Here is a 26,369-nt window from a genome sequence, read left to right as displayed (position 1 = left end):
GGCATTCGGCGAACTACAACGGCGAGGCACCGCGCAGGTGCTCGAAGATCAGCGACGTCTGAGTGCCGGCGACGTCGGCGTCGGCGTTGAGGTTCTCCACCACGAACGACCGAAGGTCCTCGATGTCGCGCGCGGCGACATGGAGGATGAAATCGTCTGCGCCGGCCAGAAAGTAGACGTCCATCACCTGCGGCATGAGACGGATCTGCTCGATGAAGCTGTGGATCTTGCCCCGCGCGTTGGATTGCAGGCTGACCGAGATCATCGCCTGCAGCGGAAGACCGATCGATGCCGGATCGATGTCAGCGTGGAAGCCGCGGATCACCCCCATCTCCTGCAGGCGCCGTACCCGGCCGTGACAGGTCGACGGAGCGATCCCGACCTGCTCGGCCAGCGCGTTGTTGGACATCCGTGCGTCGGTGTGCAGCGCGGTCAGAATCCGGCGGTCGATGTCGTCGATCGCCGCGGGCTGAAGATTCTTCGGCTGACGCCGCCGCTGCGCCGTGCTGCTCGAATTCTCGACGCTCATAGCCGTAGTTTATGGAAATATCATCGGATTTGTTGCTGCTATTTCGCAGTTTCTTCATACTTGTCCTCAGCGAGCGGTCGAAGGAGCGGTCATGCGCGTCGGGGTGCCCACCGAGATCAAGAACAACGAATTCCGGGTCGCCATCACCCCGGCCGGGGTCGCCGAGTTGGTCCGCAGCGGCCATGAGGTGCTCGTGCAGGCCGGTGCGGGCGAAGGTTCGGCGATCTCCGATGCGGACTTCAAAGACGCCGGGGCTCAACTGATCAACAGTGCGGACGGGGTGTGGGCCGCGGCGGACCTGATGCTGAAGGTCAAGGAGCCGGTCGAGCCCGAGTTCCACCGGATCCGCCGCGGCCAGACACTGTTCACCTTCCTGCACCTGGCGGCGTCGAAGACGTTGACCGAGGTCCTGCTGGCCTCCGGGGTCACCGCGATCGCCTACGAAACCGTGCAGACGGCCGACGGCGCCCTGCCGCTGCTGGCGCCCATGAGCGAGGTCGCCGGACGGATGAGCGCGCAGGTCGGCTCCTATCACCTGATGCGCAGCCACGGCGGCCGCGGCGTGCTGATGGGCGGTGTGCCCGGGGTCGCGCCGGCCGACGTTGTCGTGATCGGTGCGGGCACAGCGGGTTACAGCGCCGCCCGCGTCGCCGCCGGGATGGGCGCGCAGGTCACCGTCTTCGACGTCGACCTGAACAGGTTGCGCGCGCTGGACGCCGAGTTCGGCGGCCGCATCCAGACCCGGCACTCGTCGACATTCGACCTCGAAGACGCGGTCCGACGCGCCGACCTGGTGATCGGCGCGGTGCTGGTCCCCGGGGCCAGGGCGCCCAAGCTGGTCACGAACTCCACCGTCGCGCGGATGAAGCCCGGCGCCGTGCTCGTCGACATCGCCATCGACCAGGGCGGGTGCTTCGAGGACTCGCGGCCGACCACCCATGACAACCCCACGTACGCGGTCCACGACACCGTCTTCTACTGCGTGGCCAACATGCCCGGCGCGCTGCCGCGCACGGCGACGTTCGCGCTGACCAACGCCACCGTGCCCTATGTCCTCCGGCTGGCCGGCTCGGGTTGGCGGGCGGCCTGCCGGGCCGATCCCGCCCTGGCCAGAGGACTGGCCGTGCACGACGGTGCGCTGCTTTCCGAGGAGGTCGCCGAGGCCCTCGCCATGCCGCACACCGATCCGGCATCTGTACTGGTCTAGGCCCGATCCGCCGGCCGTGACTTTGCTGACGTAAGGGTCAACGGCTCAGAAATGTAGGGTTTTGCCCGATTCCTCCAAGCCGCGCCTGTCATAACGTTGGTGTCAGCGGCTGACGCGTTGATCCGCGTATGGGGGGACAGCCGCTCAAACCAGTTCGCCCCCGGCCAGGAGGGGAGGCCGGGCGGCGCTGGTTTCGTCAGGCCAACAGCGCCGGCAGAACCAGACTCGTCAGCTCGCCGATCAGCGGGCGCAGACCTGGGGCGTTCGGATCGCTTGTCTGCGAACGGGTCATCAGGGCCAGCAGTACCCGCTGACCGTCGGGTCCGTACACGATGCCCACGTCGTTGGTGCTGCCGTAATCGCCGCCGCCGGTCTTGTCCGCGCTGGTCCAGCCGTCCGGAAGACCCGCCCGCATGCTCGACGTCTGGTTCGCCCGCATCCAGTCCTCGAGGCGGCTGCGTTGCGGCGGGGCGAGGGCGTCGCCGGCAAGCAGGTTGCGGTAGCCCGAGCCGAGCGCCTGCGGGGTGCTGGTGTCGCGTGGGTCACCAGGGATCGCCGAGTTCAACGCGGTCTCCCAGCGGTCCAGCCGGGACTCCGAATCCCCGATGCTGCGTGCGAACGCGGTGATGGCCTGCGGACCGCCCAGCGTCGCCAACAGCATGTTTGCCGCGGTGTTGTCGCTGCGCTGCAACGCCGCCTGACACAGTTCGGCGAGCGTCAACTCCCCGCCGGCCCGTGCCTCGGTGATCGGAGAGTTGATCAGAATGTCGGCCGGGTCGACGAACAGCGACTGCTCCAGCGACAATTCGCCGCGTTCGGCCATCTGCAGTACCCGGGCGGCCGCGTAGGTCTTGAACGTCGAGCACATCGCGAACCGCTCCTGCGCCCGGTGCGCCACCGTCCGTTGGAGATCCAGGTTCGAGGCGTAGACACCGATCAACGCGCCGTGCTGACGTTCCAGCGCCGCGATCCGGGCCTCGACGGTCGGGACCGGGTCGGCCACCACGAGTTTGGGGGCAGTGGCCGCAGTCGCCATGAGCGTCATTCCGCCGATCAGCACGCGGCGCCGAGAGACTCGTGTCATCGGCCCCAGCCTAGGCGATCAGCCCACGATCGCCCGAAGCGGCTGCGGCAACGATCTTTTCGACCGTTGCGGGCCCAGCACGGCCGCCCCGGAAGGCCGGGTCAGGAGCCGGCGGGCCACCGCGTTCACCTCGTCGACGGTGACGGCGTCGATCTTGGCGAGGGTCTGTTCGATGGTGCGGTGTTCGCCGAAGTTCAGCTCGTTGCGGCCGATGCGGTTCATCCGCGAGCCCGAGTCCTCGAGCCCGAGAACGAGCCCGCCGCGCAGCGAGCCCTTCGCGATCCGGCACTCGGCTTCGGTGATGCCGTCGCGCGCCACCTTCTGCAGCACGTCGGTGGTCACCTGGACCACGTCGTCGAAACGCTCGGGCAGGCACGCGGTGTACACGGACAGCGCCCCGCTGTCGGAGAACGTGTCGACGGTCGAATACACCGAATACGCCAGCCCGCGGCTCTCGCGGATCTCCTGAAACAGGCGCGAACTGAGGCCGCCGCCCAGCGCGTTGTTGAGCACCGCCAGCGCCCAGCGGTGCTCCCAGTGCCGTCCCGGGGTCCGCACCCCCAGCGACAGATGGGTCTGCTCGGCGTCGCGGCTGACCAGTCGCAGGCTGGGCTGCCCGCCGACCCGGCCGGTGCCCTTGCGCGGCGGCACCGGGTTTCGGCCGCGCACCAGCCGAGGCCCGAAGTAGTTGCGCACCAACGCGACGACGTCGTCGTGGTCGACGTTTCCGGCGACCGCCACCACCATCCGCTGCGGGGTGTAGCGGCGCACGTGGAACGAATGCAGTTGCGCGCGGGTCATCGCCGAGACGGAGGCGACGCTGCCGATCACGGGCCGGCCGACCGGATGCGTGCCGAACATCGCCGACAGGAAGACGTCGCCGAGCGTGTCCTCCGGGTCGTCGTCGCGCATCGCGATCTCCTCGAGCACGACGTCGCGTTCGACCTCGACGTCGTCCTGCGCGCAGCGGCCGCGCAGTACCACGTCGGCGACCAGGTCGACGGCCAGTTCCAGGTCGGTGTTGAGCACGTGCGCGTAGTAGCAGGTGTGCTCCCTGGCCGTGAACGCGTTGAGCTCACCGCCGACAGCGTCCATGGCCTGGGCGATGTCGACGGCCGTGCGCGTCGGGGTCGACTTGAACAGCAGATGCTCCAGAAAGTGCGCGGCGCCGGCGACGGTGGGCCCCTCGTCTCGGGACCCGACGTCGACCCACACCCCGATCGAGGCCGAATGCACGGACGGGAGGTACTCGGTGACCACGCGCAACCCACCGGGCAGGAGGGTGCGGCGGACGGTGGAGAGGTGCCGGGCCGATGACTCCTCGTCGTCTCCGACCCGGCGCAACGCCCTAGCTGCTGCCCGTGGTGGCATCTGCCGGCGTGGTCTCCGAGTCGGATCCCTCCGAGTCTTCTTCGACGAGGATCAGCGAGATCTTGCCCCGGGTGTCGATGTCGGCGATCTCCACGCGCAGCTTGTCGCCGACCTTGACCACATCCTCGACCTTCGCGATGCGCTTGCCCCTGCCGAGCTTGGAGATGTGCACCAGCCCGTCACGGCCGGGCAGCAACGAGACGAACGCACCAAAGTCAGTGGTCTTCACCACCGTGCCGAGGAACCGCTCGTGGACCTTGGGCAGCTGCGGGTTGGCGATCGCGTTGATCTTGTCGATGGCGGCCTGCGCCGACGGGCCGTCGGTGGCCCCGACGAACACGGTGCCGTCGTCCTCGATGGAGATCTGCGCACCGGTTTCCTCGGTGATCTGGTTGATGACCTTGCCCTTGGGCCCGATCACCTCGCCGATCTTGTCGACCGGCACCTTGATCGTGGTGATCCGCGGCGCGTACGGGCTCATCTCGTCGGGCCCGTCGATCGCCTCGTTCATCACCTCGAGGATCGTCAGCCGGGCGTCCTTGGCCTGATCCAGCGCGCCGGCCAGCACCTGCGAGGGGATGCCGTCGAGCTTGGTGTCCAGCTGCAGCGCGGTGACGAAATCCTTGGTGCCCGCCACCTTGAAGTCCATGTCGCCGAACGCGTCCTCGGCGCCGAGGATGTCGGTCAGCGCCACGAAGCGGCGTTCGATGATGGTGCCCGAGGGCCCCTCCACCTCGACGTCGTCGGACACCAGACCCATCGCGATGCCAGCGACCGGCGCCTTCAGTGGCACGCCGGCGTTGAACAGCGCCAGCGTCGACGCACACACCGAGCCCATCGACGTCGAGCCGTTGGAGCCCAACGCCTCCGACACCTGACGGATCGAGTACGGGAACTCCTCGATGCTGGGCAGCACCGGCACCAACGCCCGCTCGGCCAGCGCGCCGTGGCCGATCTCGCGCCGCTTGGGTGAGCCGACCCGACCGGTCTCGCCGGTCGAGTACGGCGGGAAGTTGTAGTGATGCATGTAGCGCTTGGTGGTTTCCGGCCCCAGCGAGTCGATCTGCTGGGCCATCTTCATCATGTCCAGCGTCGTGATACCGAGAATCTGCGTCTCACCCCGCTCGAACAGGGCGCTGCCGTGTGCGCGCGGCACCACGGCCACCTCTGCGCTCAGCGCGCGGATATCGGTGACACCCCGGCCGTCGATACGGAAATGGTCGGTCAAGATGCGTTGGCGCACAAGCTTCTTGGTCAACGACCGAAACGCGGCGCCGATCTCCTTCTCGCGGCCCGCATACTGTTCGGCCAGCCGCTCGAGCACCTCGGCCTTGATCTCGTCGGTGCGGTCGTTGCGCTCCTTCTTACCGGGGATGGTCAGCGCCTCCGCCAACGCGTCGTGGGCCACCGCGGCGACGGAGTCGTAGACGTCGTCGGCGTACTCGGGGAACACCGGGTACTCACCGACGGGCTTGGCGGCGCGCTCGGCCAGCTCCTGCTGGGCGCGCACCAGCGTCCTGATGAACGGTTTGGCGGCCTCGAGCCCTTCGGCGACAACGGATTCCGTCGGCGCCTGGGCGCCACCCTCGATCAACTCGATGACGTTGTCGGTGGCCTCGGCCTCGACCATCATGATCGCGACCTCGCCATCCTGCTCGCCGGCGCCCGCGATGACGCGGCCGGCTACGACCATGTCGAACACCGCGCGCTCGAGCTGCTCGACGGTGGGAAACGCCACCCAGGTGCCCTCGACCAGCGCCACCCGCACAGCGCCGATGGGGCCGGAGAACGGCAGCCCGGCGATTTGCGTGGACATCGACGCGGCGTTGATCGCCACCACGTCGTAGAGCTGGTTGGGGTCCAGCGACATCACGGTGACGACGATCTGGATCTCGTTGCGCAGGCCGTCGACGAACGACGGGCGCAGCGGGCGGTCGATCAGCCGGCAGGTGAGGATCGCGTCGGTGGACGGGCGGCCCTCGCGGCGGAAGAACGAGCCGGGGATACGGCCCGCGGCGTACATGCGCTCTTCGACGTCGACCGTCAACGGGAAGAAGTCGAAGTGCTCCTTCGGGCTCTTGCTGGCGGTGGTCGCCGACAACAGCATGGTTTCGTCGTCGAGGTAGGCGACGGCGGAGCCGGCGGCCTGCTGGGCCAGCCGACCGGTTTCGAAACGGATGGTGCGGGTGCCGAAGCTCCCGTTGTCGATCACGGCGGTCGATTCGTACACGCCGTCTTCGATTTCAACTACAGACATATGCGTCCGTATGGCCTCTCTGGATTCTTTTCAGCTGTTTCGCGACATCACAGCGTGAAAACCATCGGCCTGGATGCGGCTACGGCCATCAGTCGAAGCTGCCGGTCTACCCCGGATTGGGGAACCCGGCAGCCACTACCGAAGACCGCGCGATCAGGCGGGTTCGCGATATGACGCGCGGGAGCGGTTTGCGCGGAACTGCGAAAACCGCACCCTGACGTTCGAGCCGGATGGCTTTGTGAACTCATCCATCCTACATTGCCGCAGGTACGGCGAAGTATGGGCGGCCAATTGGGCGGCCAATGTGGCCGGTGGGAGGTCAGCGACGCAGGCCGAGCCGCTCGATCAGCGAGCGGTACCGCTCCACGTCGACCTGGGCGACGTACTTCAGCAGCCGGCGCCTGCGGCCGACCAGCAGCAGCAGGCCCCGCCGGGAGTGGTGGTCGTGCTTGTGCACCTTCAGATGCTCGGTCAGGTCGGTGATCCGCTTGGTCAGCAGCGCGACCTGGGCTTCCGGTGAGCCGGTGTCGGTCTCATGCAGGCCGTACTGGCTGAGAATCTCTTTTTTCTGTTCGGCGGTGAGCGCCACGAAGTAACTCCATATCCATCGGTCCGCGACAGGTCTCTTCCGGGTGGCCACCGCGAACTGCAGCGCACGCCGGGTCGGCTGTGGAGTTTAGCAGCGGGCGGTTATGCCGGCGAAATCCGCCGAGCGCGGCGACACGCTCGCGAAACGTACAACAGGGCTGCTATCAGCGCCAGATCACGACCATGGTGTACATCTCGCGACAGGAAACTCGCGACGGACAGTGGGGTGCCGTCGCCACGACCGAGACAGAGACGCTAGTGCGCTGCCAGGATCGAGCGGGCCCGCTCGGTGTCGGCGCCCATCGCTTCGACCAGATCCTCGACATTGTCGAACTTCTCCTGGCCGCGGATGCGCGCGACGAAGTCCAGCGCGACGTGCTGGCCGTACAGGTCGGCGTTGGTGTCGAGCACGAATGCCTCCACCGTGCGCGTCCGTCCGGAGAACGTGGGATTGGTGCCCACCGACACCGCGGCCTGATACCGCTCCCCCGGGATCACCGAGCCGGCGATCGGGCCGTGGCCCAGCACGGTGAACCATGCGGCGTACACGCCGTCGGCGGGGATGGCCGCGTACATCGGCGGTGCCACGTTGGCCGTGGGAAAGCCGAGTACCTTTCCGCGCCCGTCACCGCGGACCACCACTCCCTCGACGCGGTGCGGCCTGCCGAGCGCCTCGGCGGCGGCGACGACGTCACCGGCGTCCACACACGAGCGGATGTAGGTCGACGAGAACGTGACGACCTCGTCGCCGTCGTGTTCGGTCACCTCCGAGACCAGCGACATGCTTTCGACCGCGAAGCCGAACCGCTCGCCGGCCTTGCGCAGCAGCGCGACGTTGCCCGCGGCCTTCTTGCCGAACGTGAAGTTCTCTCCAACCACCACCTCGACCACGTGCAAACGCTCGACCAGCAGCTCGTGGACGTAGCGCTCCGGGGTCAACTTCATGAAGTCGGCGGTGAACGGCATCACCAGAAACACGTCGATGCCGAGTTCCTCGACCAGTTCGGCACGCCGGGTCAGCGTGGTCAGCTGCGCCGGATGGCTGCCCGGGAACACGACCTCCATCGGATGGGGATCGAACGTCATCAACACGGTCGGCACGCCGCGGGCGCGACCGGCCTTGACCGCATGCTTGATCAGCTCCTGGTGCCCTCGATGCACACCGTCGAACACACCGATCGTGATGACGCATCGGCCCCAGTCGGTGGGGATATCCTCCTGTCCGCGCCAGCGCTGCACAGTGGCAAGCCTACGGCCCGCCATGCCGCCCGGCTTCGCGAGATCCCCAGATGAGGTGATGATTGCCTAAACTTTCTGACTGTGAGTGTCGCCGGCGATGCGCGTGACCTGACGACGGTTGCCCAGGACTATTTGAAGGTCATCTGGACCGTCCAGGAGTGGTCGCTGGAAAAGGTCAGCACCAAGCTGTTGGCCGAGCGCCTCGGCGTATCGGCGAGCACCGCGTCGGAGTCGATTCGCAAACTGGCCGACCAGGGGCTGGTCAACCACGAGAAGTACGGCGCGGTGACGTTGACCGACGCCGGCCGCGCGGCGGCGCTGGCGATGGTGCGCAGGCATCGGCTCATGGAGACCTTCCTCGTGCGTGAACTCGGCTACAGCTGGGACGAGGTGCACGACGAGGCCGAGGTGCTCGAGCATGCGGTCTCGGACCGGATGCTCGACCGCATCGACGCCAAGCTCGGGTATCCCACCCGCGATCCGCACGGCGACCCGATTCCCGCCCCCGACGGGCGGGTGCCGACGCCGCCTGCGCGGCAGTTGTCGGTCTGCGACGACGGGGACACCGGCACCGTGGCCCGCATCTCCGACGCGGACCCGGAGATGCTGCGCTACTTCGACAGCGTCGGCATCAGTTTGGACTCACGGTTGCAGGTGCTGGCCCGCCTCGATTTCGCGGGCATGATCTCGGTGGCCGTCAAGCCCGCCGACGCCGGCGAGAACGATCCCGGCACCACGGTGGATCTGGGCAGCCCCGCCGCAGAGGCGATCTGGGTGATCGGTTAGCCGATCCACGCGGTCCGCGCGATGCGTCGCGCCACCGGCGGGTGCGTCAGAACAGGCCCGCCTGTCCCGTCGGCAAACCGAGCAGCGGGGCGGTCTTCAGCCACGTCGACGTCCCCCTTCCTGAACCAATGAAGCCTCGTCAAGCAAAACGCATCGTGTACATCGTGTAATTCCGAGTGCCGCAGGTTATCTCGACCAAGGCGGCCGCTGCCGGGGAATACTCCCCTGCCGGATTCCGTCAACAGTCGATGGGTTGGCCGACTCAAGCGTCGGCGCACCAACCGCCACACGACTTTTGAAGTTCATGACCACTGCGAGGGAGGTGATGAGCTTGCGTAGCAACGGTTTTCCTCAAGCGTTGGGCGAACTCAAGCAGCAGTTCGCTCATTTGGCATCCGAGATACCCGAGGGTGCGGAGAAAAAGGCGTTGTCGGTCCTGCACGGCATCGTCATGGGATGTGGCGCAGCATCCGGCGTGACCGTGCGTCAGCCACCGGCATGGCCACCGCAGTGACGGCCCACGACATCGCGGACCTGTGGCAGGACGCGCCCCCGATGGAGGGTGAGGCCGTCAACCAGCCGCTGCCGGTCGGCACCCCGGCACCCGACTTCGCGCTGCCGGACGCGTCCGGCAACGTGATTCGGCTCAGCGACCACCGCGGCCGGCCCGTCGTGCTGGTGTTCTACCCGCTGGACTGGAGCCCGGGATGCAGCCAGCAACTCGACCTCTACCAGCAGGAAATCGATGAGTTCGAGGCCAGGGATGCGCAGGTCCTCGGCATCTCGGTCGACAGCATCTACAGTCATGGCGCGTGGGCCGCCACCCGCGGATTGTCGATCCCGCTGCTGTCGGACTTCCACCCCAAGGGGGAGGTGGCGCGCCGCTACCACGTCTGGCGCGACCGCGACGGCTTCAGCGAGCGCGCGATCTACGTGATCGACCCGCAGGGGCATATCTCCTACAGCCACATCTCGCCGTACCTGCACCACGTCCCGGACATCTATGAATTACTGGATGCCGTCGATGCCGCCCGCGCCGACCGACCCGAGCGGCTGACGGCGTGAAAGGAGGTATGAGGCAATGACGATGCTTTCCACGGTTGCTCCGCGCGGTCGCATGGCGGCACCGGCGCTCCGTCCCGTCGTCGTCTACGGCCGACGCTGGTGTGCGCTGACCCAGATGGTGCGCCGCTACCTCGACCGCAGCGCAATCCCCTACCGCTACGTCGATCTCGACCAGCACCCCGAGGTCCATTCCCAGCTGGCGTGGATGACCGGGGGCCGAGTGGTCAACCCGGTGGTCGACATCGGTGGTGAGCTGGTGGTGCAACCGAGCATCGGTGAGCTGCAGTGGGCGTTGCGGCGAAGCGGGCGGCGATGAGCGGCAACGCGACCGGCCCCACGGCACAGGCGGTTTCGATCATCACCTGCCCCGACTGCGGAAAGGGCAACCGGGTGCGCCCGACGCCGCGCGGGACGCCTCGCTGCGGAAACTGCCGAAAGCCGTTGCCGTGGCTGGTCGAGGCCGGTGCTGAGACCTTCGATGCCGAGTTGCAGTCGTCGGTGCCGGTGCTGGTGGACTTCTGGGCGCCGTGGTGTGGCCCGTGTCGTGCCGTGGCGCCCGCCCTCGAACAGCTCGCCCGTCAACGCGCCGGCCGGCTCAAGGTGGTCAAGCTGAACGTGGACGAGGCGCCCACAGTGGCCTCCCGCTTCGGCGTTCAGGGCATTCCGCTGCTGATCCTGCACCGCGACGGCCGCGAGATCGGCCGACTGACCGGCGCTGTGCCGCTCGCGCAGTTGCAGAGCTGGCTGGATCAGCAGCTCACGGGCGAGCCTCGTCCGTAGCCGCGCCGACGTGCGGAGCCCAGTCGTCACCGACCCGCAGACCTGCGGCCCGCACCAGCACCGCCAGGACGATCGCGGCCAAGGCCAGTGCGGGCACATCGCCCACCAGATGTCCCATGTCCTGCTCGCCCCGCACCGACTGCACGGCCATGATCGCCGCGTGAACGGCACTGGACCACACCACGAACCAGATCAGGCTGACGTGCGCGCGTGGATTTCGGGCCGCCCACAACGCGAACACCCCGAGCGTCACGTACAGGCCGACAATCATCATGAAGTAATCGGAATGGTGAGGCGGGCCGTGATGCCACGCCCACCCCGACGGCCACAGTGCGGCCAGCGGGTACAGGGCGATCGCCACCACGCCGAACACGCCGAGTGCGATCTGCAGCAGCTTGTATGGAGAGGCCATCTCGGCTCCCGTCTGTAGCAGGCGGCGTCAGTATGCGCCCGTAAGCCTGTTCCCGCCCGCGAATGCCGAAGTGTCCCGTGCTCTACAGGGTCGCGGGGCGCAGCACGACGACGGATTTCGTGCGTGCCGACCGGTCCTGCAACAACGCGATGACGCGTCCGTCGGGGGCGGTGGCCGCGTAGATGCCGTCAATGCCGGCGGGGGCCAGGGCCCGGCCGTGGCTGGCGGACTCGGCCTCCTCGGCTGTGAGGTCGCGGCGCGGAAACGACAGCAGGCACGCTTCGTCGAGCGAGTACGACAGCCGCGGTTCATCGGCGAGGGCGTCGAGGCTGCGCGCCTGGTCCAACCCGAATTTGCCGACCCGGGTGCGGCGCAGCGCGGCGAGGTGGCCGCCGACGCCCAGCGCGGCGCCGACGTCACGGGCGAGCGCCCGGATGTAGGTGCCGCTGGAGCAGGTCACCTCCACATCGACGTCGACGAGCCCGTCTTGGCGGCGGATTTCGAGCACGTCGAACCGGTCGATCCTGACCTTGCGCGGGGCCAACTCGACGGGCTGTCCTTCGCGGGCGAGCTTGTAGGCCCGCTGCCCGCCGACCTTGACCGCGCTGACCGCTGACGGGATCTGCTCGATCTCACCGCGCAGCGCCGCCACCGCGGCCTCGATCCGGGCGTCGCTGACGTCGGCTGCCGAAACCGTCTGCAGCACTTCACCTTCGGCGTCCTCGGTGGACGTCGTCTGGCCCAGCCGGATCGTGGCCGCATACGACTTGTCGGTGGTCGTCAGCAGGCCGAGGATCTTGGTGGCGCGCGCGATGCCGACGACCAGCACGCCGGTCGCCATCGGATCGAGAGTCCCGGCGTGCCCGACCTTGCGGGTGCCGAAGATGCGCCGGCAGCGGCCGACCACATCGTGGCTGGTCATTCCCGCCGGCTTGTCGACGATGACAAGACCCGCCTCGGTCATAAGACGATGGCGGTGAGCGTCAGACCGTCCCGCACCGACCAGCGGCCCGACAGCATCTCCAGCGGCGGGCCGCTCAGCGCGGCCGGGTCGATGAGGATCCGCGAGACGAATCGGCCCGCGCTGCCGCTCGCGTCGACGTCGAAGACGATGTGCGCATCTTCGAACCCGAGCCACCGGCGGGTCACCGGAAACCAGGCCTTGTAGGTCGCCTCCTTGGCGCAGAACAGGATTCGATCCCAGTGCAGACCGGCGGGCAGCTCGGCCAGTTCGGCTCGCTCGGCCGGAAGGCTGATCGCGTCGAGCACGCCGTCGGGCAGCACCCCGTGCGGTTCGGCGTCGATGCCCACCGAGCGCACCGCGCCCTGTCTGGCGACGGCAGCACCGCGGAACCCCTCGCAATGGGTCAGGCTGCCGACCACGCCGTCGGGCCAGCGCGGCTCGCCCTTGTCCCCCTTGAGGATCGGGACCGGGCCCACACCGAGCTGGCTGAGCGCCTGGCGGGCGCAGTGGCGCACGGTGATGAACTCGTTGCGCCGCTTGGGCACCGACCGCGCGATCAGCGGCTCCTCTTCCGGCAGCGGCGCGATCTCGGCCGGGTCGTCGTACCGTTCGGCGGCGGCGAGTTCGGGGATGGACGCGGGCAGCACACCCGACAACAAGGTGGCCGTCGTCGTCATGACCGCCTCGCCCTGATGCGCTGGCCGATCTTGGCGGCGTTGTCGCGCATCTCCTGGGTGATCTCGAAGTGGCCGCCGAACTCGTTGAGGTAGCCGGCCGGATACGCGGGGTCCAGCGATACGGCTTGCGGCGCCGCCACTCCCGCGGGTAGCCGACCGACACCTCCTCGAAGCGGACGCCGTCATACCAGGTGGTGCGCGGGATGTGCAGGTGCCCGTACACCGAGCAGATCGCGTTGTAGCGGGTGTGCCAGTCGGCGGTGGCGGTGGTGCCGCACCACAGCGAGAACTCCGGATAGAACATCGCCTCGCACGGTTCGCGGACCAGCGGGAAGTGGTTGACCAGCACCGTCGGCGTCATCCAGTCGAGGTCCTCGAGTCGCTTGCGGGTGTAGGCCACCCGCTCGCGGCACCACGCGTCGCGGGTGGCGTAGGGCTCGGCCGACAACAGGAACTCGTCGGTGCCGACCACGTTGCGTTCGCGCGCGACGGCCAGGCCCTCGGCCTTGGTGGCCGCACCGGCCGGTAGGAACGTGTAGTCGTACAGCAGGAACATCGGCACGATGGTGGCCGGGCCGCCGCCCTCCGTCCACACCGGATACGGATGCTCGGGGGTGATGATGCCCATCTCGTCGCACATGTTGACGAGGTAGTCGTAGCGGGCCTTGCCGAAGATCTGCATCGGGTCGCGGTTGGTGATCCACAGCTCGTGGTTGCCCGGGATCCAGATGACCTTGGCGAACCGCTTACGCAGCAGATCCAGTGCCCACCGGATCTCGTCGGTGCGCTCAGCGACGTCGCCCGCGACGATCAGCCAGTCGTCGGGGGTCGCCGGGTGCAGCGCCTCGGTCACCGGTTTGTTGCCCGTGTGACCGGTGTGAAGGTCGCTGATCGCCCAGAGGGTGGGTCGTCGGCCATCGCGGGTCACAGCCGACCAGCCTACTTGCGCGGTCGCGGCCGCTGTTCGCCCGCGGGTGCCGCGCCCGTCCGGCAACTAGAACATGTTCTTGTTTATCCGTCGGGGGCGCAGCGGGCACCGCTACACTCCCGGCAAGGTCGGACAGCGGGCGGCGACGTGGCCGCCTCGACGAGCAGGAGGTGTGATGGTCGCCAAACTGCGCCTTGCCGCGGCGGCATGTGCGCTGTTCGCGGCGGTGATCGTGGTCTGGCAGACCAACCCGTCCGGCCGGCCGACCCAGGTGCGCTCGGCGGACCTGCCGATGACGAACGTCACCACCACGATCAAGTGGCCGGTTGTCGAGACGATCGATCCGTCGCCGTTCAATCCGTGCACCGAGATTCCGCTCGACGTGGTGCAGGGCCTGGGTCTGGCCTTCACCCCGCCGGTTCCGGAGGATCAGCTGCGCTGCAAGTACGACGCCGGGAACTACCAGATGGCCGTCGAGGCGATCGTCTGGCGCACCTACGAGGAGACCCTGCCGCCCGACGCGGTCGAGCTGGACATCGACGGGCACCGCGCCGCGCAGTGGTGGATCATGAAGCCCACGGACTGGAACAACCGCTGGTGGATCACCTGCATGATCGCGTTCGACACCAGCTACGGCGTGCTGCAGCAGTCGCTGTTCTACTCGCCGATCTACTCCGAGCCCGATCCGGACTGCATGCAGACCAACCTGCAGCGCGCCCACGAACTGGTGCCGCACTACGTGTTCTAGCGGTCGTCCAGCTGGTCGGTGGGGCTGGAGCGCTCAAGCATGCCGATCGTCTCCTCACCGTCCCAGCGGTACCGCGCGCCCGCCTGCTGCAGCGCCGGGAAGCTCCAGTCGGCCATCTTGGCGAGGTGCTCGGCGGGGATCTCGCTGGGATCGGTGATGTCGTGGGTGGATAACACGGTTTCGCCCTCGATCCGCACGGTGCCGCGGTCGGTTTCCAGCACCACGGAGACGTCCTCGCCGCGGGCCTGCAACCGGCGGAGCCACGGCGCCTCGACGACGCGCGCGGGAATGAGCTTGCCGTCGCCCGCCTCGGCGCCGAGGTACAGGTAGCCCTCGTTGTAGTTCGGCTGGCCGTCGGGTCGCGGCGGATAGGCGATGTAGCCGAACGCCCGGCCGCTGTCGAACACCGCCGACTGCCAGCAGTGCCCCCAGAAACCTTCCAGCCGTCGCACCCCCTGGCGCCGGATCCGCAACCCGCTGCCGGAGATCGCGTGCCGCCGGCCGGCCACGGTTACCGTGCCCGTCGCCCGGAAGAGCTGTTCGTAGCGCGCGCCGCCCATGAGGTCACCGACGACCGTCGTCCTCAACTGCTTTTCGGCAGCGGCGTGCATCGCGCCCTGAACCCACGGCGGCACCGCCATCGTGGCCTCGACCTCGAACCGAAGATCGACGAGCGGACCGTCCTTGCGTCCCGCGGCCAGCTCGGCCGACGACGTCTGCACCGCCTGCCCGTCGAAGGTCATGGTCCACACGTCGAACGGAGCCACGCATTCGAAGGCGAGCGGACCGGCACCCAGCACCGTCGGCTCACCCGTCGCGCCCTCGACCGGCCTGCTCGCGGCGTCGTCGCGCAACCGGTACACCGTGCCGTCGGCGAACGCGACATTGACTTGCACGCTGTGCGATTCCCAGCTCGACGCGACCGCCTCGATCCCGATGCGGGGCAGTCCGACCTCGCCACCGTCGTCAAACACCCAGAAGCTCACCGAATCCCGCATCTCCGGGTTGTCCGGGCGGGTGGCGAACACGAACTCACGGGCGGGGTCGATGCCGCCGCTCAGGTCGCCGGCACTGGGAGTCGTCATGCGCGTTCCCCTTCCGCGGGCACGTGGCGGTTGACGTAGTCGGCGAACAACGGCCGGATCGCGTCGGCGTCCAACCCGAACACCTCGGGATCCGACTTCGGATGAGGTTCGCGTTTCTCGGCGTTCTCCGCCCACCACGCCCGCATCCGTGCGGTGAACTCCTCGGAGACCGGTTCACCGAGCCACGCGTACAGTCTGGTCACTTCGCCGACGGGGTCGTCCTGCATCGCGCGAAAGTCGATGTCGTAGAAGCGGTCTTCGGCACCGCCGGCACGAAACGCCATGACCCGCCGCATGCCCGTCGACCACTGGGCGACGTTGAGCCGGCCGAGGTAGCGGGTGTCGAGGTGATCGGTGAACCCGCCGGCGATGTCGGCGTACACGTCGGCCACCGACAGCATCACGTCGGTGGGGTCGCGGTGCGTCATCACGAACCGGGCGTCGGGGAACACCCCGTTCAGATAGGGCAGCGAGAGCACGTGCGCAGGCGACTTCAACCGCCACCGCCGGGTGCGCTGGCCCCACTGCAGCAGCTTGAGCACGCGCAGTTGGTAGCGGTAGGTGGACGTGAAATCGGCTTGGTCGACCAGCCATTCGGAATAGGACGGGATCTGTGCGTAGGCCTGGAAGATCTGTGACTTGAAGTCGAGCGCCATCAACTCCAGGCATTCCATCGGCCCGTGCACGTCGTTGGGGACGTGGCGGCGGCTGCCGGCGATCGGCGCGCGCTGGTCGGGCGGGATGCGCGGGTCGTCGCCGGTGACGGTCGACGGCGGCGGGCACGGCTGCGCGGACTCCCAGCTGCGCAGATACCGCACCTGCGGGTCCTGGGCGAGCAGAAACGACAGCGCGGTGGAGCCGGTGCGCGGCAGACCGAGCCCGAACAGCGGCGCGACGATGCGCTCGTCGTCGATCTCGGGATGCCGGCGATACCAGTGCTCCACCTGCAGCCGCTGACACAGGTGCAGCCCGATGCGTTGGTAGATGAACCCTTCTCCGCGCGGGTTGAGCCGGGCCTCGTCCCGCAGCGCACCGGTGAGTAGCTCCAGCCCCTCGCGGAAGGCGCCGTCACCGAAGTCGTCGCAGCCGGTGCGGCTGACGGCTGCCGCCATCAGCTCCTTCGCTGATGCCACAGTGACCTCCCACGAATTCGTGACAGTACACTGTCACGATTATGGTCGATTCGTCAACGGTCCCGCGCCGCGCCTACGACAACCGGGCCCGCGCACAGAAGGCCGCCCAGACCCGCGAACGCATCGTCGCCGCGGGCAGCGAGTTGGTGCACGAGTTCGAGAGCTGGGACTGGCGCGGGCTGACGTTCCGCGCGGTGGCCGAGCGCGCGGGCGTGGGCGAGCGCACGGTGTACCGGCACTTCCCCACCGAACGCCATCTGCACGACGCGGTGATGGCGCGACTCGAGGCCGAGGCGGGCGTGCGCTACGAGGACGTCACCCTCGCCAATCTCGGCGAGGTGACCCGGCGCGTCTTCGCGTCCCTGCAGCGGTTCTCGGTCCGGGAATCGCTTCCGACACCCCGCGATTCGGCGTTCGTCAGCTCAGATGAGCGCCGACGCGAGGCGCTGCGGCGCGTGGTGTCGGAGGCGGCCCCCGAACTGCCGGACGCGCAGCGGAACACGATGGCCGGGTTGCTCGACGTGCTGTGGAGTCCGGCGTCCTACGAACGGCTCGTCGGCGGGTGGGGGTTGCGCGGGGAGGACGCCACCGGCGCGATCGAGTGGCTGATGGCCCAGGTGGTGAAGGCGATTCAGCCTGACGACGCTGACCCCTGTATAACCTCTGTGGAGTGACCGTAGTCTCCTCCCCAGCAATCGCTAAACCCCGCTCGAAAGCCAGCCGGCTGGCCGGACGCACGGCGGCGCGCCTGCTGCGCCTGCCGCCGCACACGGCGGATTTCACCGTGACCCGGGTGCGGGTGCCGATGCGCGACGGGGTGGAGTTGGTGGCCGACCACTATGCGCCCGCGACGCCCGACCCGGCCGGTACCCTGCTGGTCCGGTGTCCTTACGGCCGGGGCTTTCCGTTCTCGGCACTGTTCGCGGGGGTGTATGCCGCCCGCGGCTATCACGTGCTCCTCCAGAGCGTGCGCGGCACCTACGGCTCTGGGGGCGAGTTCACCCCGATGTCGCACGAGATCACCGACGGCGCCGACACCGTGGCGTGGCTGCGCGAACAGCCTTGGTTCACCGGTTCGTTCGGCACCATCGGGCTGTCGTATCTGGGTTTCACCCAGTGGGCGCTGCTGGTCGACCCGCCACCGGAGATGAAGGCCGCCGTCATCACCGTCGGGCCGCACGACACCAGCGGACCGCGTTGGGGGCCGGGTTCGTTCGGCCTCAACGACTTTCTCGGCTGGAGCGACCTGGTCGCCCGTCAGCAGGACCCGGCCCGGATCCGGCTGCTCATCAGGCAGCTCAACGCCCGCCGCGCGCTGGCGCGCGCCACTAGCGGACTGCCGCTCGGCGACGCCGCCCGCAAGCTGCTGGGCACGGGCGCGTCGTGGTTCGAGGACTGGTTGGCGCACACCGAGCCGAACGACCCGTACTGGTCGTCGATGCGGCTGCATCAGGCGCTGGAGCGCGCCGAGATTCCGGTGCTGCTCATCAGCGGCTGGCAGGACCTGTTTCTCGAGCAGACGATGACGCAGTATCAGCGCCTGCACGAGCGCGGCGTCGAGGTCGGGCTGACCCTCGGGCCGTGGACGCACACGCACCTGACGACCAAGGCGGCCCCGACCGTCATCCGCGAATCGCTGGACTGGCTCGGCAGCCATCTCGCGGGCCGCCCCAGCACCCGGCCCCAACCGGTGCGCATCCACGTCAACGGTGCGGGCTGGACCGACCTGCCGCAGTGGCCGCCGGCCATGCCCGAGGTGGTGCGATATCTGCAGCCCGGCGGCCGGCTCGGCGACACGGTGCCACCGGAAACCGCGTCGCCGTCGACGTTCACCTACGATCCCGCCGACCCGACCCCGACCATCGGCGGGCGGCTGCTCGCACCCGAAGGCGGCTACCGCAGGGACGACAGGCTGGCGCAGCGCCCCGACGTGCTCAGCTTCACCGGTGACCGGCTGCCCGCCGACCTGTACGTCGCCGGCACGCCGGTCCTCGAGCTGGCCCACAGCTGCGACAACCCGCACAACGATCTGTTCGTCCGGATCAGCGAGGTCGACGCCAAGGGTCGGTCCCGAAACGTCAGCGACGGATACGTCAGGGGCGCACCGGATTCCGCGACGGTGCGCATCGAGCTCGATGCGATCGCGCATCGGTTCCGCGCCGGATCACGCATCCGGGTGCTGGTCGCGGGTGGATCGCATCCGCGTTTCGTGCGCAACCTGGGCACCGACGAGCCGGTCCTGTCGAGCCGCCGACTGGTACCAGCCACCCATACGGTGCACCTCGGGGACGGCGCGTCGCGGCTGGTGCTGCCCGCCGGATCACGGCCGCCGTCAGCCGACTGAGCGGCGCACACGCTCGGCCACCTCGGCCAGCGTGGCGTCGTCGTGTACCGGCTCGGCCCAGCTCGTGTCGACCGGCAGTGACACCCAGCTGATGCAACCGGCGTAGTCGGGTGTGCGGGGCAGCCGCAGCGGCTCGGCCAGCGGGCTCGCTTGCACCACCAGGACCGTGAGGCGATGCTTGGGCCGAAAGTCGAGCCGATCGGCGCGCACCGATTCGTCGGTCCAGATATGCAGTGGCGCAATGTCTTCCAGCGCTTCGGGCTGGTTGACTTCGACCGCCGCGACGACGCGGGCGCCGGCGCGGATCACCACCGAGTCCTCGGTGCTGTCGGCGGCCGCGGCGTCGAGCAGTTCGCGATGCTCGGACCGCACCCGTTCGGCGTGGCTGTGCGCGACGGTCGGGAACAGCAGGAACCGCGACGCGGTGACCGCGAACCGCTTTTCGTGGATGCCGCCCTTGCGCAGCAGCACGGTCTGCCTGCCGTCGAGCAACGCGTGCACCGCCGCGCTCCACTCCTTGAGCGCGGGCCGGGTCACGGCGCCTTGGCGGCGAGGCGCGCCCGCACCTCGGGCCTGCGCAGCGGCGGCACGGTCTTGGGCGGTTGGCGTCGCGGCGGCAGCCCCGCCAGCAGCCGCGTGGTGGTTTCGGCGACCTCGGCGACCGCGGCCTCAAAGGCGTCGGCATTGGCCGCGGTGGGCCGGGTGATGCCGCTGACCTTGCGGATGTACTGGCGCGCGGCCGCCTCGATCTCCTCGGCGGTCGCGGCCGGCTGCAGGCCGCGTAGCTCGGTGATGTTTCGGCACATGGCTCCACGATATGTTCAGCGGCATGGTCACCTCAGAAACGCCGGACATCTTGCTCATCGACACCGTGGACCGCGTGCGCACGTTGACGCTCAACCGGCCGCAGTCCCGCAACGCACTGTCGGCTGAGCTGCGCAAACGCTTCTTCGGCGCGCTGGGTGACGCCGAGGCCGACGACGACGTCGACGTCGTGATCGTCACCGGCGCCGATCCGGTGTTCTGCGCGGGCCTCGATCTCAAGGAGCTCGGCGGAACCACGGACCTGCCCGACATCTCGCCGAAGTGGCCGGCGATGACCAAGCCGGTGATCGGCGCGATCAACGGCGCCGCGGTGACCGGTGGCCTGGAGATCGCGCTGTACTGCGACATCCTGGTCGCCTCCGACCAGGCCCGCTTCGCCGACACCCACGCCCGCGTCGGGCTGCTGCCGACCTGGGGGCTGTCGGTGCGGCTGCCGCAGAAGGTCGGGGTCGGGATGGCCCGGCGGATGAGCCTGACCGGTGACTACCTCTCGGCCGCCGACGCGCTGCGCGCGGGGCTGGTCACCGAGGTGGTGCCGCACGACGAGTTGCTGCCGACCGCGCGGCGGGTGGCGGCGTCGATCGTCGGCAACAACCAGCGGGCGGTGCGGGCGCTGCTGGCGTCGTACCACCGAATCGACGAGGCGCAGACGAACGAGGGGTTGTGGATCGAGGCGGCCTCGGCGCGGGAGTGGATGCGCACGGCCAGCGGCGACGACATCGCCGCCAACCGCGACGCCGTGCTGCAGCGAGGCCGCTCCCAAGTCCGCTGATGTTTTCCCCATTTGGATTCGGCGCGAGCGTGCGCGTCTGAGGGCGACACGCCGAGTTCTTTCGCGATTTCGCGCACGCTCGTAGGCTGCGGTCGTGAACGAACTGCACGAGTACTGCGGCAGCGACGAATGGCGACAGCTGATCCGCGAGGTGATCCTGCCGTGGGCGCTTGGCGAAACCGACCTCGGTGACAACGTGCTCGAGGTCGGCCCGGGTTACGGCGCCACCACCGACGTCCTCGGCCAGGTCGCCGCCCGGGTGACGTCGGTGGAGATCGACGACAAGCTCGCCGCGATGCTCACCGACCGCTTCGCCGACACCCCGTCGGTGAAGATCATCAACGGCGACGCGACGCAGCTGGCCTTTGCCGACCAAACCTTCACCGGCGCAGCATGTTTCACGATGCTTCACCATATGCCCACCGCCGAGCTGCAGGACCGGCTGTTCGCCGAGGTCGCCCGTGTGCTGCGGCCCGGGGCGGCACTGGTCGCCAGCGACAGCCTCGGCAGCGACGAGCTGGCCGCCGCGCACGAGGGCGACACGTACAACCCGGTGGATCCGACGACGCTGCCGGATCGGTTGGGCGCGGCCGGGTTCGGGGACGTCTCGGTGAAGACGACCGAGTTCGGCTGGGCCGCGATCGCCCGGATCCCCTGATCCCGCAGGCGCTGCGAGCGTGCGTAAACTCGCGAAAGAACCCGGCGTGTCGCCCGCAGACACGCACGCTCGCCGAAAAAGGGGGCGGCGCCGAAAAGCTACGCCGTGCCGGGGATCAACCAGCGGCCGGAGAACGCGCGCCAGCCGACGAACGCCAGCCTCAGCACCATGAACGTCGACAGGCCCGCCCAGATGCCCAGCAGACCCCAACCGAACGCCAGCGACAGCCAGATCAACGGCAGAAACCCGACCAGCGCGCTGGTCAACGTCGCGTTGCGCATGAACTTCGCGTCACCGGCGCCCAACAACACGCCGTCGAGCGCGAAGACGATTCCGGCAACCGGCAATTGGGCCACCATGAACCACCACGGCACCCCGATCGCGTCGAGCACCGACCGGTCGTCGGTGAACACCGCGGGAAACACCGACGCGCCGACGGCGAACACGATGGAAAGCACCGACGCCGCCAGCGTGGAGAAGATCGTCACCCGCCACGCCACCGATTTCGCGTGCGCGAGTTGACCCGCCCCGAGCGCGGCACCCACCAACGACTGCGCCGCGATGGCCAGTGAATCCAGCACCAGGGCAAGGAAATTCCACAGCTGCAGCACCACCTGGTGCGCGGCCACCGCGGCGGCGCCGAACCGGGCGGCCACGGCGCCCGCGGAGACGAAGCAGGCCTGAAACGCCATCGTGCGCAGGATGAGGTCGCGGCCCATCACGATCTGGGCGCGCAGTACCGCGGGCTGAATCCCCAACGGCACCTTCTCGACCAGCAGCGCACGGAAGAACAACAACGCCGCCAACCACTGGCCCACCACGTTGGCGACAGCGGATCCGGCCAGTTCCAGCCGCGGCATGCCGAGCCAGCCGTACACCAGCAGCGGGCACAGCACCGCCGATACCGCGAACCCGAACACGACGAACTTCAGCGGCCGCACGGTGTCCTGCACCCCACGCATCCACCCATTGCCCGCCGCCGACACCAGGATCGCGGGCACACCGGCAATCGCGATGCGCACCCACGACAGCGCTTCGTCGGCTATCTCTCCGCCGTCGGAAGTCCCGGCCAGTACCGACACCAATGGCACCGCGAACACCTGCACCACCGCGACGATGACCGTGCCCAGGCCGAGCGCGAGCCACGTCGCCTGCACCCCCTCGCCGACCGCCGCGGCGCGGTCGCCGGCGCCGAAGAAGCGGGCCGAGCGCGCGGTGGTGCCGTAGGCCAGGAACGTCATCTGGGAGCTCAGGGTCGTCAGGATCAGCCCACCGATCGCCAACCCGGCCAACGCCAGTGCGCCCAACCGGCCCACCACGGCGAGGTCGAACAGCAGATAGATGGGCTCTGCGGCCAACACACCGAGCGCGGGCAGCGCCAGCGCCGCGATCCGGCGACCGGAGGCGGCGGCGACCGGCAGATCGCCTTCGGGCTCAGCCAACTGCCGCGAGCAGCGCCGCGATGACCTCGTCCACGGTGCCGTTGGCCGAATAGCCCGCGGCGAACCGGTGTCCGCCGCCGCCGAACGCGCTCGCGACAGGAGAAAGATCGAAGGTCTTCGCTCGCATCGACACCGACCAGTGCGCCGGTTCGATCTCCTTTAACACCGCGGCGATCTCGGCCTCTTGGGTGGTCCGCACGATGTCGACGATGCTTTCCACTTCCTCCGGTCGGGCGTTGGCCCATTCCCGGTAGGGCACAACGGCATACACCAGGCCGCGCCCGCTCAGCGCGTCCGGCTCCAGGCGCGCCGAACCCAACACCCGCGACAGCATCGGCAGCCACGCGAACGGATGTGTGTCGAACAGGGCCCGGCTGATCGCCGCGTTGTCGACGCCCAGCTCGACCAGCCGGGCGGCCAGCCGGTGGGCGCGTGGGGTGGCCCAGCGGAACGAGCCGGTGTCGGTGGTCAACCCCGCGTACAGGCAGTGCGCGACGCCGATGTCGATCGGCTTACCCCAGACGTCGAACAGGTCGGCCACCAGCATGGTGGTCGAGTCGGCCGTCGCGTCGACGTAGTTGGCGCTGCCGAACAGCCGATTGGAGGCGTGGTGGTCGATGACCAGCACCTCGCGGTCCGGTTTGGCCAGCTCGGCCAATGCGCCGAGGCGGTTCACGCTCGGGATGTCGACGGTGACCACCAGGTCGGCGTCGCGGCGCATCGCGTCCGGGCTCACCAGTAAATGCCCGCCGGGCAGCGTCTGCAGCGACTCGGGCAACTCGGCCGGGGCGGCGAAGCTGACTTCGACGTCCTTGCCCGTCTGGTCCAGCACGAGCGCGAGGGCCAGCCCCGCGCCCATCGTGTCGGCGTCGGGATAGACGTGGCAGACCACGCTGACGCTGCCGGCGGCCGACAGCAGATCCGCGGCTTCCCGCGCGTCGACGAGCGGCCGCGCCGCGACGACGGCGTCAGTCATCTTGTCGGTCGCGGTCACCGGTGTCCTCAGGGTCCTGCGGGCTCCCACTGTCTTCCACCCCAGGGATACGGTACGGGTCCGCATCTCCTGCATGCTTGGCGCCTTCGCGAACCCGCGCCAAATCCTCGTCGGCAGCACGTGCCCGCTCGAGGAGCTCGGCCATGCGCACCGCCGTGTCTGGCACCGTATCGCGCTCGAAGGTCAGCGTCGGGGTGAACCGCACACCGGTGGCGGTTCCGACCTTGCTCCGCAGCACCCCCTTGGCCTTGTCCAGCGCCGCGGCGGCGCCGGCATAGTCGGGCTCGTCGTCGATGGCGCGACCCATCACCGTGTAATACAGCGTGGCGTCATGCAGGTCGTTGGTGACCTTGGCGTCGGTGATCGTGACCCCGGCCAGCCGTGGATCCTTGATCTCGTACTCGATCGCCGAAGCGACGATGGTCAAGATTCGTTTGGCCAGCCGGCGTGCTCGTGCCGGGTCGGCCATCTAGGACCTCTCTTTTTCGACCAGCTCGTATGTCTCGATGACGTCGCCCTCCTTGATGTCGGAGTACGTCAACGTCAGGCCGCATTCGTAGCCCTCGCGGACCTCGGTGACGTCGTCCTTCTCCCGACGCAGCGAGGACACCGTGAGGTTCTCCGCGACCACGACGTTGTCACGCAGCAACCGCGCCTTGGCGTTGCGGCGCACGACGCCCGAGGTGACCAGGCAGCCGGCGATGTTGCCGACCTTCGACGACCGGAAGATCGCGCGGATCTCGGCACGACCGAGCTCGCGCTCCTCGTAGACCGGCTTGAGCATGCCCTTGAGGGCCTTCTCGATGTCGTCGATCGCCTGGTAGATCACCGAGTAGTAGCGGATCTCCACACCTTCGCGGTTGGCCAGCTCGGTCGCTTTGCCCTCGGCGCGCACGTTGAACCCGAGGATGATCGCGTCCGAGGCCGACGCCAGGTTGACGTTGGTCTCGGTGATGCCGCCGACACCGCGGTCGATGACGCGCAGCTGCACCTCGTCGTCCACCTCGATGCCCATCAGGGCCTCCTCGAGGGCTTCGACCGTACCGGCGTTGTCGCCCTTGAGGATCAGGTTCAGCTGGCTGGTTTCCTTCAGCGCCTTGTCCAGGTCCTCCAGGCTGATGCGCTTGCGCGAACGCGCGGCCAGCGCGTTGCGTTTGCGCGCGTTGCGCCGGTCGGCGATCTGGCGGGCGATGCGGTCCTCGTCGACGACCAGCAGGTTGTCACCGGCGCCTGGCACCGACGTGAAGCCGATGACCTGCACCGGCCGCGACGGAAGGGCCTCGGTGACGTCCTCGCCGTGCTCGTCGACCATCCGGCGCACGCGGCCGTACGCGTCGCCGGCGACGATCGAGTCGCCGACCCGTAGCGTGCCGCGCTGCACGAGCACGGTCGCCACCGGGCCGCGGCCGCGGTCCAGGTGTGCCTCGATCGCCACGCCCTGGGCCTCCATGTCGGGGTTGGCCCGCAGATCCAGTGCGGCGTCGGCGGTCAGCAGCACGGCCTCGAGCAGCTGATCGATGTTGGTGCCCTGCTTGGCCGAGATGTCGACGAACATGGTGTCGCCGCCGAAATCCTCGGCCACCAAACCGTATTCGGTCAGCTGGGCACGGATCTTGGCCGGGTCGGCACCTTCCTTGTCGATCTTGTTGACCGCCACCACGATCGGCACGTCGGCGGCCTGCGCGTGGTTGATGGCCTCCACCGTCTGCGGCATGACGCCGTCGTCGGCGGCGACCACCAGGATGGCGATGTCGGTGGCCTTCGCGCCTCGGGCACGCATCGCGGTGAACGCCTCGTGACCCGGGGTGTCGATGAAGGTGATCAGCCGTTCCTCACCCTCGTGCTCGACGCTGACCTGGTAGGCGCCGATGTGCTGGGTGATGCCGCCGGCCTCCTCCTCGCCGACGTTGGCCTTACGGATGGTGTCCAGCAGGCGGGTCTTGCCGTGGTCGACGTGACCCATCACGGTCACCACCGGCGGACGGCTCACGAGGTCGGATTCGTCGCCGTCGTCCTCGCCGTAGGTGAGGTCGAAGGACTCGAGCAGTTCGCGGTCCTCGTCCTCGGGGCTGACGACCTGAACCTTGTAGTTCATCTCGCTGCCGAGCAGCTCGAGGGTGTCATCGCCGACGGACTGCGTCGCGGTGACCATCTCGCCGAGGTTGAACAGCGCCTGGACCAGCGCGGCCGGGTTGGCGTTGATCTTCTCGGCGAAGTCGCTCAGCGACGCGCCGCGAGCCAGCCGGATCGTCTCGCCGTTGCCGTGCGGCAACCGCACGCCACCGACGACCGGGGCCTGCATCGAGTCGTATTCCTGGCGCTTCTGCCGCTTCGACTTGCGACCGCGCTTGGGCGCACCGCCCGGACGGCCGAAGGCGCCGGCCGCGCCCCCGCGCTGACCGGGACGGCCACCGCCGCCGGGACGACCGCGGAAGCCACCTCCCCCGGGGCCGCCGCCGCGGAAGCCGCCGGCGGGTGCCG

At 68.7% G+C, this 26,369-nt stretch carries 28 protein-coding genes and 1 pseudogene; 11 read left to right on the top strand and 18 right to left on the bottom strand.

What is annotated here, in order from left to right:
- Nucleotides 1–13 precede the first annotated feature (13 nt).
- The gene (gene aldR, locus MELE44368_RS02495) at nt 14–529 is read right to left on the bottom strand and encodes an HTH-type transcriptional regulator AldR (RefSeq protein ID WP_128107038.1); all 516 of its coding nucleotides are present in this window, start codon (nt 527–529) and stop codon (nt 14–16) included.
- A 91-nt stretch (nt 530–620) separates the two neighbouring features.
- Here aldR and ald point away from each other — a divergent pair, with 91 nt between their 5' ends.
- The gene (ald, locus tag MELE44368_RS02490; protein WP_128107037.1) at nt 621–1,736 is read left to right on the top strand and encodes an alanine dehydrogenase; all 1,116 of its coding nucleotides are present in this window, start codon (nt 621–623) and stop codon (nt 1,734–1,736) included.
- 196 nt (nt 1,737–1,932) lie between these two features.
- Here ald and bla read toward each other — a convergent pair whose 3' ends face one another.
- The 5 genes from bla to MELE44368_RS02465 all read right to left on the bottom strand — a co-directional run bounded on the left by bla (nt 1,933) and on the right by MELE44368_RS02465 (nt 8,275).
- A complete protein-coding gene (gene bla / locus MELE44368_RS02485; RefSeq protein WP_128107036.1) occupies nt 1,933–2,820 on the bottom strand; it encodes a class A beta-lactamase in 888 nt (295 codons plus the stop codon).
- Nucleotides 2,821–2,838: 18 nt separating this feature from the next.
- Nucleotides 2,839–4,191 carry a M16 family metallopeptidase gene (locus MELE44368_RS02480; RefSeq protein ID WP_128107035.1) on the bottom strand — a complete coding sequence of 451 codons (1,353 nt, stop codon included), beginning with the start codon at nt 4,189–4,191 and terminating at the stop codon, nt 2,839–2,841.
- A complete protein-coding gene (locus tag MELE44368_RS02475) occupies nt 4,169–6,448 on the bottom strand; it encodes a polyribonucleotide nucleotidyltransferase (protein WP_128107034.1) in 2,280 nt (759 codons plus the stop codon). The genes MELE44368_RS02480 and MELE44368_RS02475 overlap by 23 nt, the downstream gene beginning before the upstream one ends.
- 319 nt (nt 6,449–6,767) lie before the next feature.
- Nucleotides 6,768–7,037, bottom strand: coding sequence for a 30S ribosomal protein S15 (gene rpsO, locus MELE44368_RS02470; protein ID WP_128107033.1), 270 nt, complete (start codon nt 7,035–7,037; stop codon nt 6,768–6,770).
- Between the two features lie 254 nt (nt 7,038–7,291).
- Nucleotides 7,292–8,275 carry a bifunctional riboflavin kinase/FAD synthetase gene (locus tag MELE44368_RS02465; RefSeq protein WP_206613657.1) on the bottom strand — a complete coding sequence of 328 codons (984 nt, stop codon included), beginning with the start codon at nt 8,273–8,275 and terminating at the stop codon, nt 7,292–7,294.
- Between the two features lie 81 nt (nt 8,276–8,356).
- Between MELE44368_RS02465 and mntR the strand changes: the two genes are divergently transcribed.
- From mntR to trxC, 5 genes are all read left to right on the top strand, one after another.
- On the top strand, nt 8,357–9,061 hold the full coding sequence (mntR, locus tag MELE44368_RS02460; RefSeq protein ID WP_128107031.1) for a manganese-binding transcriptional regulator MntR: 705 nt from the start codon (nt 8,357–8,359) through the stop codon (nt 9,059–9,061).
- Nucleotides 9,062–9,365: 304 nt separating this feature from the next.
- Nucleotides 9,366–9,575 (top strand): hypothetical protein, encoded by a 210-nt coding sequence (locus tag MELE44368_RS26530; RefSeq protein WP_206613656.1) that lies wholly within the window; start codon nt 9,366–9,368, stop codon nt 9,573–9,575.
- Nucleotides 9,560–10,126: a peroxiredoxin gene (locus tag MELE44368_RS02455; RefSeq protein WP_206613655.1), complete on the top strand. Its 567-nt coding sequence runs from the start codon at nt 9,560–9,562 to the stop codon at nt 10,124–10,126. The genes MELE44368_RS26530 and MELE44368_RS02455 overlap by 16 nt, the downstream gene beginning before the upstream one ends.
- 16 nt (nt 10,127–10,142) lie before the next feature.
- Nucleotides 10,143–10,442 (top strand): glutaredoxin family protein, encoded by a 300-nt coding sequence (locus MELE44368_RS02450; RefSeq protein WP_206613654.1) that lies wholly within the window; start codon nt 10,143–10,145, stop codon nt 10,440–10,442.
- Nucleotides 10,439–10,906 (top strand): thioredoxin TrxC, encoded by a 468-nt coding sequence (trxC, locus tag MELE44368_RS02445; RefSeq protein WP_128107030.1) that lies wholly within the window; start codon nt 10,439–10,441, stop codon nt 10,904–10,906. Before MELE44368_RS02450 ends, trxC begins: the two co-directional genes overlap by 4 nt.
- Here the strand turns inward: trxC and MELE44368_RS02440 are convergent.
- From MELE44368_RS02440 to MELE44368_RS02425, 4 genes and pseudogenes are all read right to left on the bottom strand, one after another.
- Nucleotides 10,884–11,318 (bottom strand): DUF6632 domain-containing protein, encoded by a 435-nt coding sequence (locus tag MELE44368_RS02440; protein ID WP_128107029.1) that lies wholly within the window; start codon nt 11,316–11,318, stop codon nt 10,884–10,886. The genes trxC and MELE44368_RS02440 overlap by 23 nt on opposite strands.
- An 82-nt stretch (nt 11,319–11,400) precedes the next feature.
- Complete coding sequence (truB, locus tag MELE44368_RS02435) at nt 11,401–12,282, bottom strand: tRNA pseudouridine(55) synthase TruB (RefSeq protein WP_128107028.1); 882 nt, start codon at nt 12,280–12,282, stop codon at nt 11,401–11,403.
- The gene (gene pptT, locus MELE44368_RS02430) at nt 12,279–12,959 is read right to left on the bottom strand and encodes a 4'-phosphopantetheinyl transferase PptT (protein ID WP_128107027.1); all 681 of its coding nucleotides are present in this window, start codon (nt 12,957–12,959) and stop codon (nt 12,279–12,281) included. Before pptT ends, truB begins: the two co-directional genes overlap by 4 nt.
- Nucleotides 12,956–13,887 (bottom strand): annotated as a pseudogene (locus MELE44368_RS02425) (metallophosphoesterase family protein). The gene pptT and the pseudogene MELE44368_RS02425 overlap by 4 nt, the downstream one beginning before the upstream one ends.
- A 175-nt stretch (nt 13,888–14,062) precedes the next feature.
- Between MELE44368_RS02425 and MELE44368_RS02420 the strand changes: the two are divergent.
- A complete protein-coding gene (locus MELE44368_RS02420) occupies nt 14,063–14,635 on the top strand; it encodes a DUF3558 domain-containing protein (protein ID WP_128107026.1) in 573 nt (190 codons plus the stop codon).
- On the opposite strand, the gene MELE44368_RS02415 is transcribed toward MELE44368_RS02420, so the two are convergent.
- Together MELE44368_RS02415 and MELE44368_RS02410 are read right to left on the bottom strand one after the other, a co-directional pair.
- Complete coding sequence (locus MELE44368_RS02415) at nt 14,632–15,720, bottom strand: DUF7064 domain-containing protein (RefSeq protein ID WP_128107025.1); 1,089 nt, start codon at nt 15,718–15,720, stop codon at nt 14,632–14,634. The genes MELE44368_RS02420 and MELE44368_RS02415 overlap by 4 nt on opposite strands.
- Nucleotides 15,717–16,853: a sulfotransferase family protein gene (locus MELE44368_RS02410; RefSeq protein WP_128107024.1), complete on the bottom strand. Its 1,137-nt coding sequence runs from the start codon at nt 16,851–16,853 to the stop codon at nt 15,717–15,719. Before MELE44368_RS02410 ends, MELE44368_RS02415 begins: the two co-directional genes overlap by 4 nt.
- 41 nt (nt 16,854–16,894) lie before the next feature.
- Between MELE44368_RS02410 and MELE44368_RS02405 the strand changes: the two genes are divergently transcribed.
- Both MELE44368_RS02405 and MELE44368_RS02400 read left to right on the top strand, forming a co-directional pair.
- Nucleotides 16,895–17,527: a TetR/AcrR family transcriptional regulator gene (locus MELE44368_RS02405; RefSeq protein WP_128107023.1), complete on the top strand. Its 633-nt coding sequence runs from the start codon at nt 16,895–16,897 to the stop codon at nt 17,525–17,527.
- Complete coding sequence (locus MELE44368_RS02400) at nt 17,524–19,197, top strand: CocE/NonD family hydrolase (RefSeq protein ID WP_128107022.1); 1,674 nt, start codon at nt 17,524–17,526, stop codon at nt 19,195–19,197. The genes MELE44368_RS02405 and MELE44368_RS02400 overlap by 4 nt, the downstream gene beginning before the upstream one ends.
- Here MELE44368_RS02400 and MELE44368_RS02395 read toward each other — a convergent pair.
- Both MELE44368_RS02395 and MELE44368_RS02390 read right to left on the bottom strand, forming a co-directional pair.
- On the bottom strand, nt 19,186–19,734 hold the full coding sequence (locus MELE44368_RS02395; RefSeq protein WP_128107021.1) for a DUF1802 family protein: 549 nt from the start codon (nt 19,732–19,734) through the stop codon (nt 19,186–19,188). The two genes, MELE44368_RS02400 and MELE44368_RS02395, sit on opposite strands and share 12 nt — an antisense overlap.
- A complete protein-coding gene (locus tag MELE44368_RS02390) occupies nt 19,731–20,003 on the bottom strand; it encodes a DUF2277 family protein (protein WP_046753079.1) in 273 nt (90 codons plus the stop codon). The genes MELE44368_RS02395 and MELE44368_RS02390 overlap by 4 nt, the downstream gene beginning before the upstream one ends.
- 23 nt (nt 20,004–20,026) lie before the next feature.
- On the opposite strand from MELE44368_RS02390, the gene MELE44368_RS02385 reads away from it, so the two are divergent.
- Nucleotides 20,027–20,794, top strand: coding sequence for an enoyl-CoA hydratase (locus tag MELE44368_RS02385; protein WP_128107020.1), 768 nt, complete (start codon nt 20,027–20,029; stop codon nt 20,792–20,794).
- A 94-nt stretch (nt 20,795–20,888) separates the two neighbouring features.
- Nucleotides 20,889–21,452, top strand: coding sequence for a class I SAM-dependent methyltransferase (locus MELE44368_RS02380; RefSeq protein ID WP_128107019.1), 564 nt, complete (start codon nt 20,889–20,891; stop codon nt 21,450–21,452).
- 98 nt (nt 21,453–21,550) lie between these two features.
- On the opposite strand, the gene MELE44368_RS02375 is transcribed toward MELE44368_RS02380, so the two are convergent.
- The 4 genes from MELE44368_RS02375 to infB all read right to left on the bottom strand — a co-directional run.
- Nucleotides 21,551–22,894, bottom strand: coding sequence for an MATE family efflux transporter (locus MELE44368_RS02375; RefSeq protein ID WP_128107018.1), 1,344 nt, complete (start codon nt 22,892–22,894; stop codon nt 21,551–21,553).
- Entirely contained in the window at nt 22,887–23,888 is a 1,002-nt protein-coding gene (locus MELE44368_RS02370) for a DHH family phosphoesterase (protein ID WP_164890010.1), read from the bottom strand. The genes MELE44368_RS02375 and MELE44368_RS02370 overlap by 8 nt, the downstream gene beginning before the upstream one ends.
- The gene (gene rbfA / locus MELE44368_RS02365; RefSeq protein ID WP_128107017.1) at nt 23,863–24,357 is read right to left on the bottom strand and encodes a 30S ribosome-binding factor RbfA; all 495 of its coding nucleotides are present in this window, start codon (nt 24,355–24,357) and stop codon (nt 23,863–23,865) included. Before rbfA ends, MELE44368_RS02370 begins: the two co-directional genes overlap by 26 nt.
- Nucleotides 24,358–26,369 (bottom strand): translation initiation factor IF-2 (gene infB / locus MELE44368_RS02360; RefSeq protein WP_128107016.1); only part of this gene is annotated, 2,012 nt, incomplete at its 5' end. It lies immediately after the preceding gene.

Origin of the sequence: Mycolicibacterium elephantis DSM 44368 (assembly GCF_004014805.1) — a bacterium.
Classification (GTDB): domain Bacteria; phylum Actinomycetota; class Actinomycetes; order Mycobacteriales; family Mycobacteriaceae; genus Mycobacterium; species Mycobacterium elephantis.
This window is presented reverse-complemented; position numbering and strand designations above follow the sequence as displayed.

Coding starts and splice junctions, on each gene's coding strand:
- MELE44368_RS02390 (WP_046753079.1), bottom strand. CDS start 20,003: ATGTGCCGAAACATCACCGAGCTACGCGGCCTGCAGCCGGCCGCGACC.
- MELE44368_RS02420 (WP_128107026.1), top strand. CDS start 14,063: ATGGTCGCCAAACTGCGCCTTGCCGCGGCGGCATGTGCGCTGTTCGCG.
- MELE44368_RS26530 (WP_206613656.1), top strand. CDS start 9,366: ATGACCACTGCGAGGGAGGTGATGAGCTTGCGTAGCAACGGTTTTCCT.
- MELE44368_RS02405 (WP_128107023.1), top strand. CDS start 16,895: ATGGTCGATTCGTCAACGGTCCCGCGCCGCGCCTACGACAACCGGGCC.
- bla (WP_128107036.1), bottom strand. CDS start 2,820: ATGACACGAGTCTCTCGGCGCCGCGTGCTGATCGGCGGAATGACGCTC.
- trxC (WP_128107030.1), top strand. CDS start 10,439: ATGAGCGGCAACGCGACCGGCCCCACGGCACAGGCGGTTTCGATCATC.
- MELE44368_RS02440 (WP_128107029.1), bottom strand. CDS start 11,318: ATGGCCTCTCCATACAAGCTGCTGCAGATCGCACTCGGCGTGTTCGGC.
- truB (WP_128107028.1), bottom strand. CDS start 12,282: ATGACCGAGGCGGGTCTTGTCATCGTCGACAAGCCGGCGGGAATGACC.
- ald (WP_128107037.1), top strand. CDS start 621: ATGCGCGTCGGGGTGCCCACCGAGATCAAGAACAACGAATTCCGGGTC.
- MELE44368_RS02455 (WP_206613655.1), top strand. CDS start 9,560: ATGGCCACCGCAGTGACGGCCCACGACATCGCGGACCTGTGGCAGGAC.
- pptT (WP_128107027.1), bottom strand. CDS start 12,959: ATGACGACGACGGCCACCTTGTTGTCGGGTGTGCTGCCCGCGTCCATC.
- rbfA (WP_128107017.1), bottom strand. CDS start 24,357: ATGGCCGACCCGGCACGAGCACGCCGGCTGGCCAAACGAATCTTGACC.
- MELE44368_RS02415 (WP_128107025.1), bottom strand. CDS start 15,720: ATGACGACTCCCAGTGCCGGCGACCTGAGCGGCGGCATCGACCCCGCC.
- MELE44368_RS02475 (WP_128107034.1), bottom strand. CDS start 6,448: ATGTCTGTAGTTGAAATCGAAGACGGCGTGTACGAATCGACCGCCGTG.
- aldR (WP_128107038.1), bottom strand. CDS start 529: ATGAGCGTCGAGAATTCGAGCAGCACGGCGCAGCGGCGGCGTCAGCCG.
- MELE44368_RS02385 (WP_128107020.1), top strand. CDS start 20,027: ATGGTCACCTCAGAAACGCCGGACATCTTGCTCATCGACACCGTGGAC.
- MELE44368_RS02480 (WP_128107035.1), bottom strand. CDS start 4,191: ATGCCACCACGGGCAGCAGCTAGGGCGTTGCGCCGGGTCGGAGACGAC.
- MELE44368_RS02450 (WP_206613654.1), top strand. CDS start 10,143: ATGACGATGCTTTCCACGGTTGCTCCGCGCGGTCGCATGGCGGCACCG.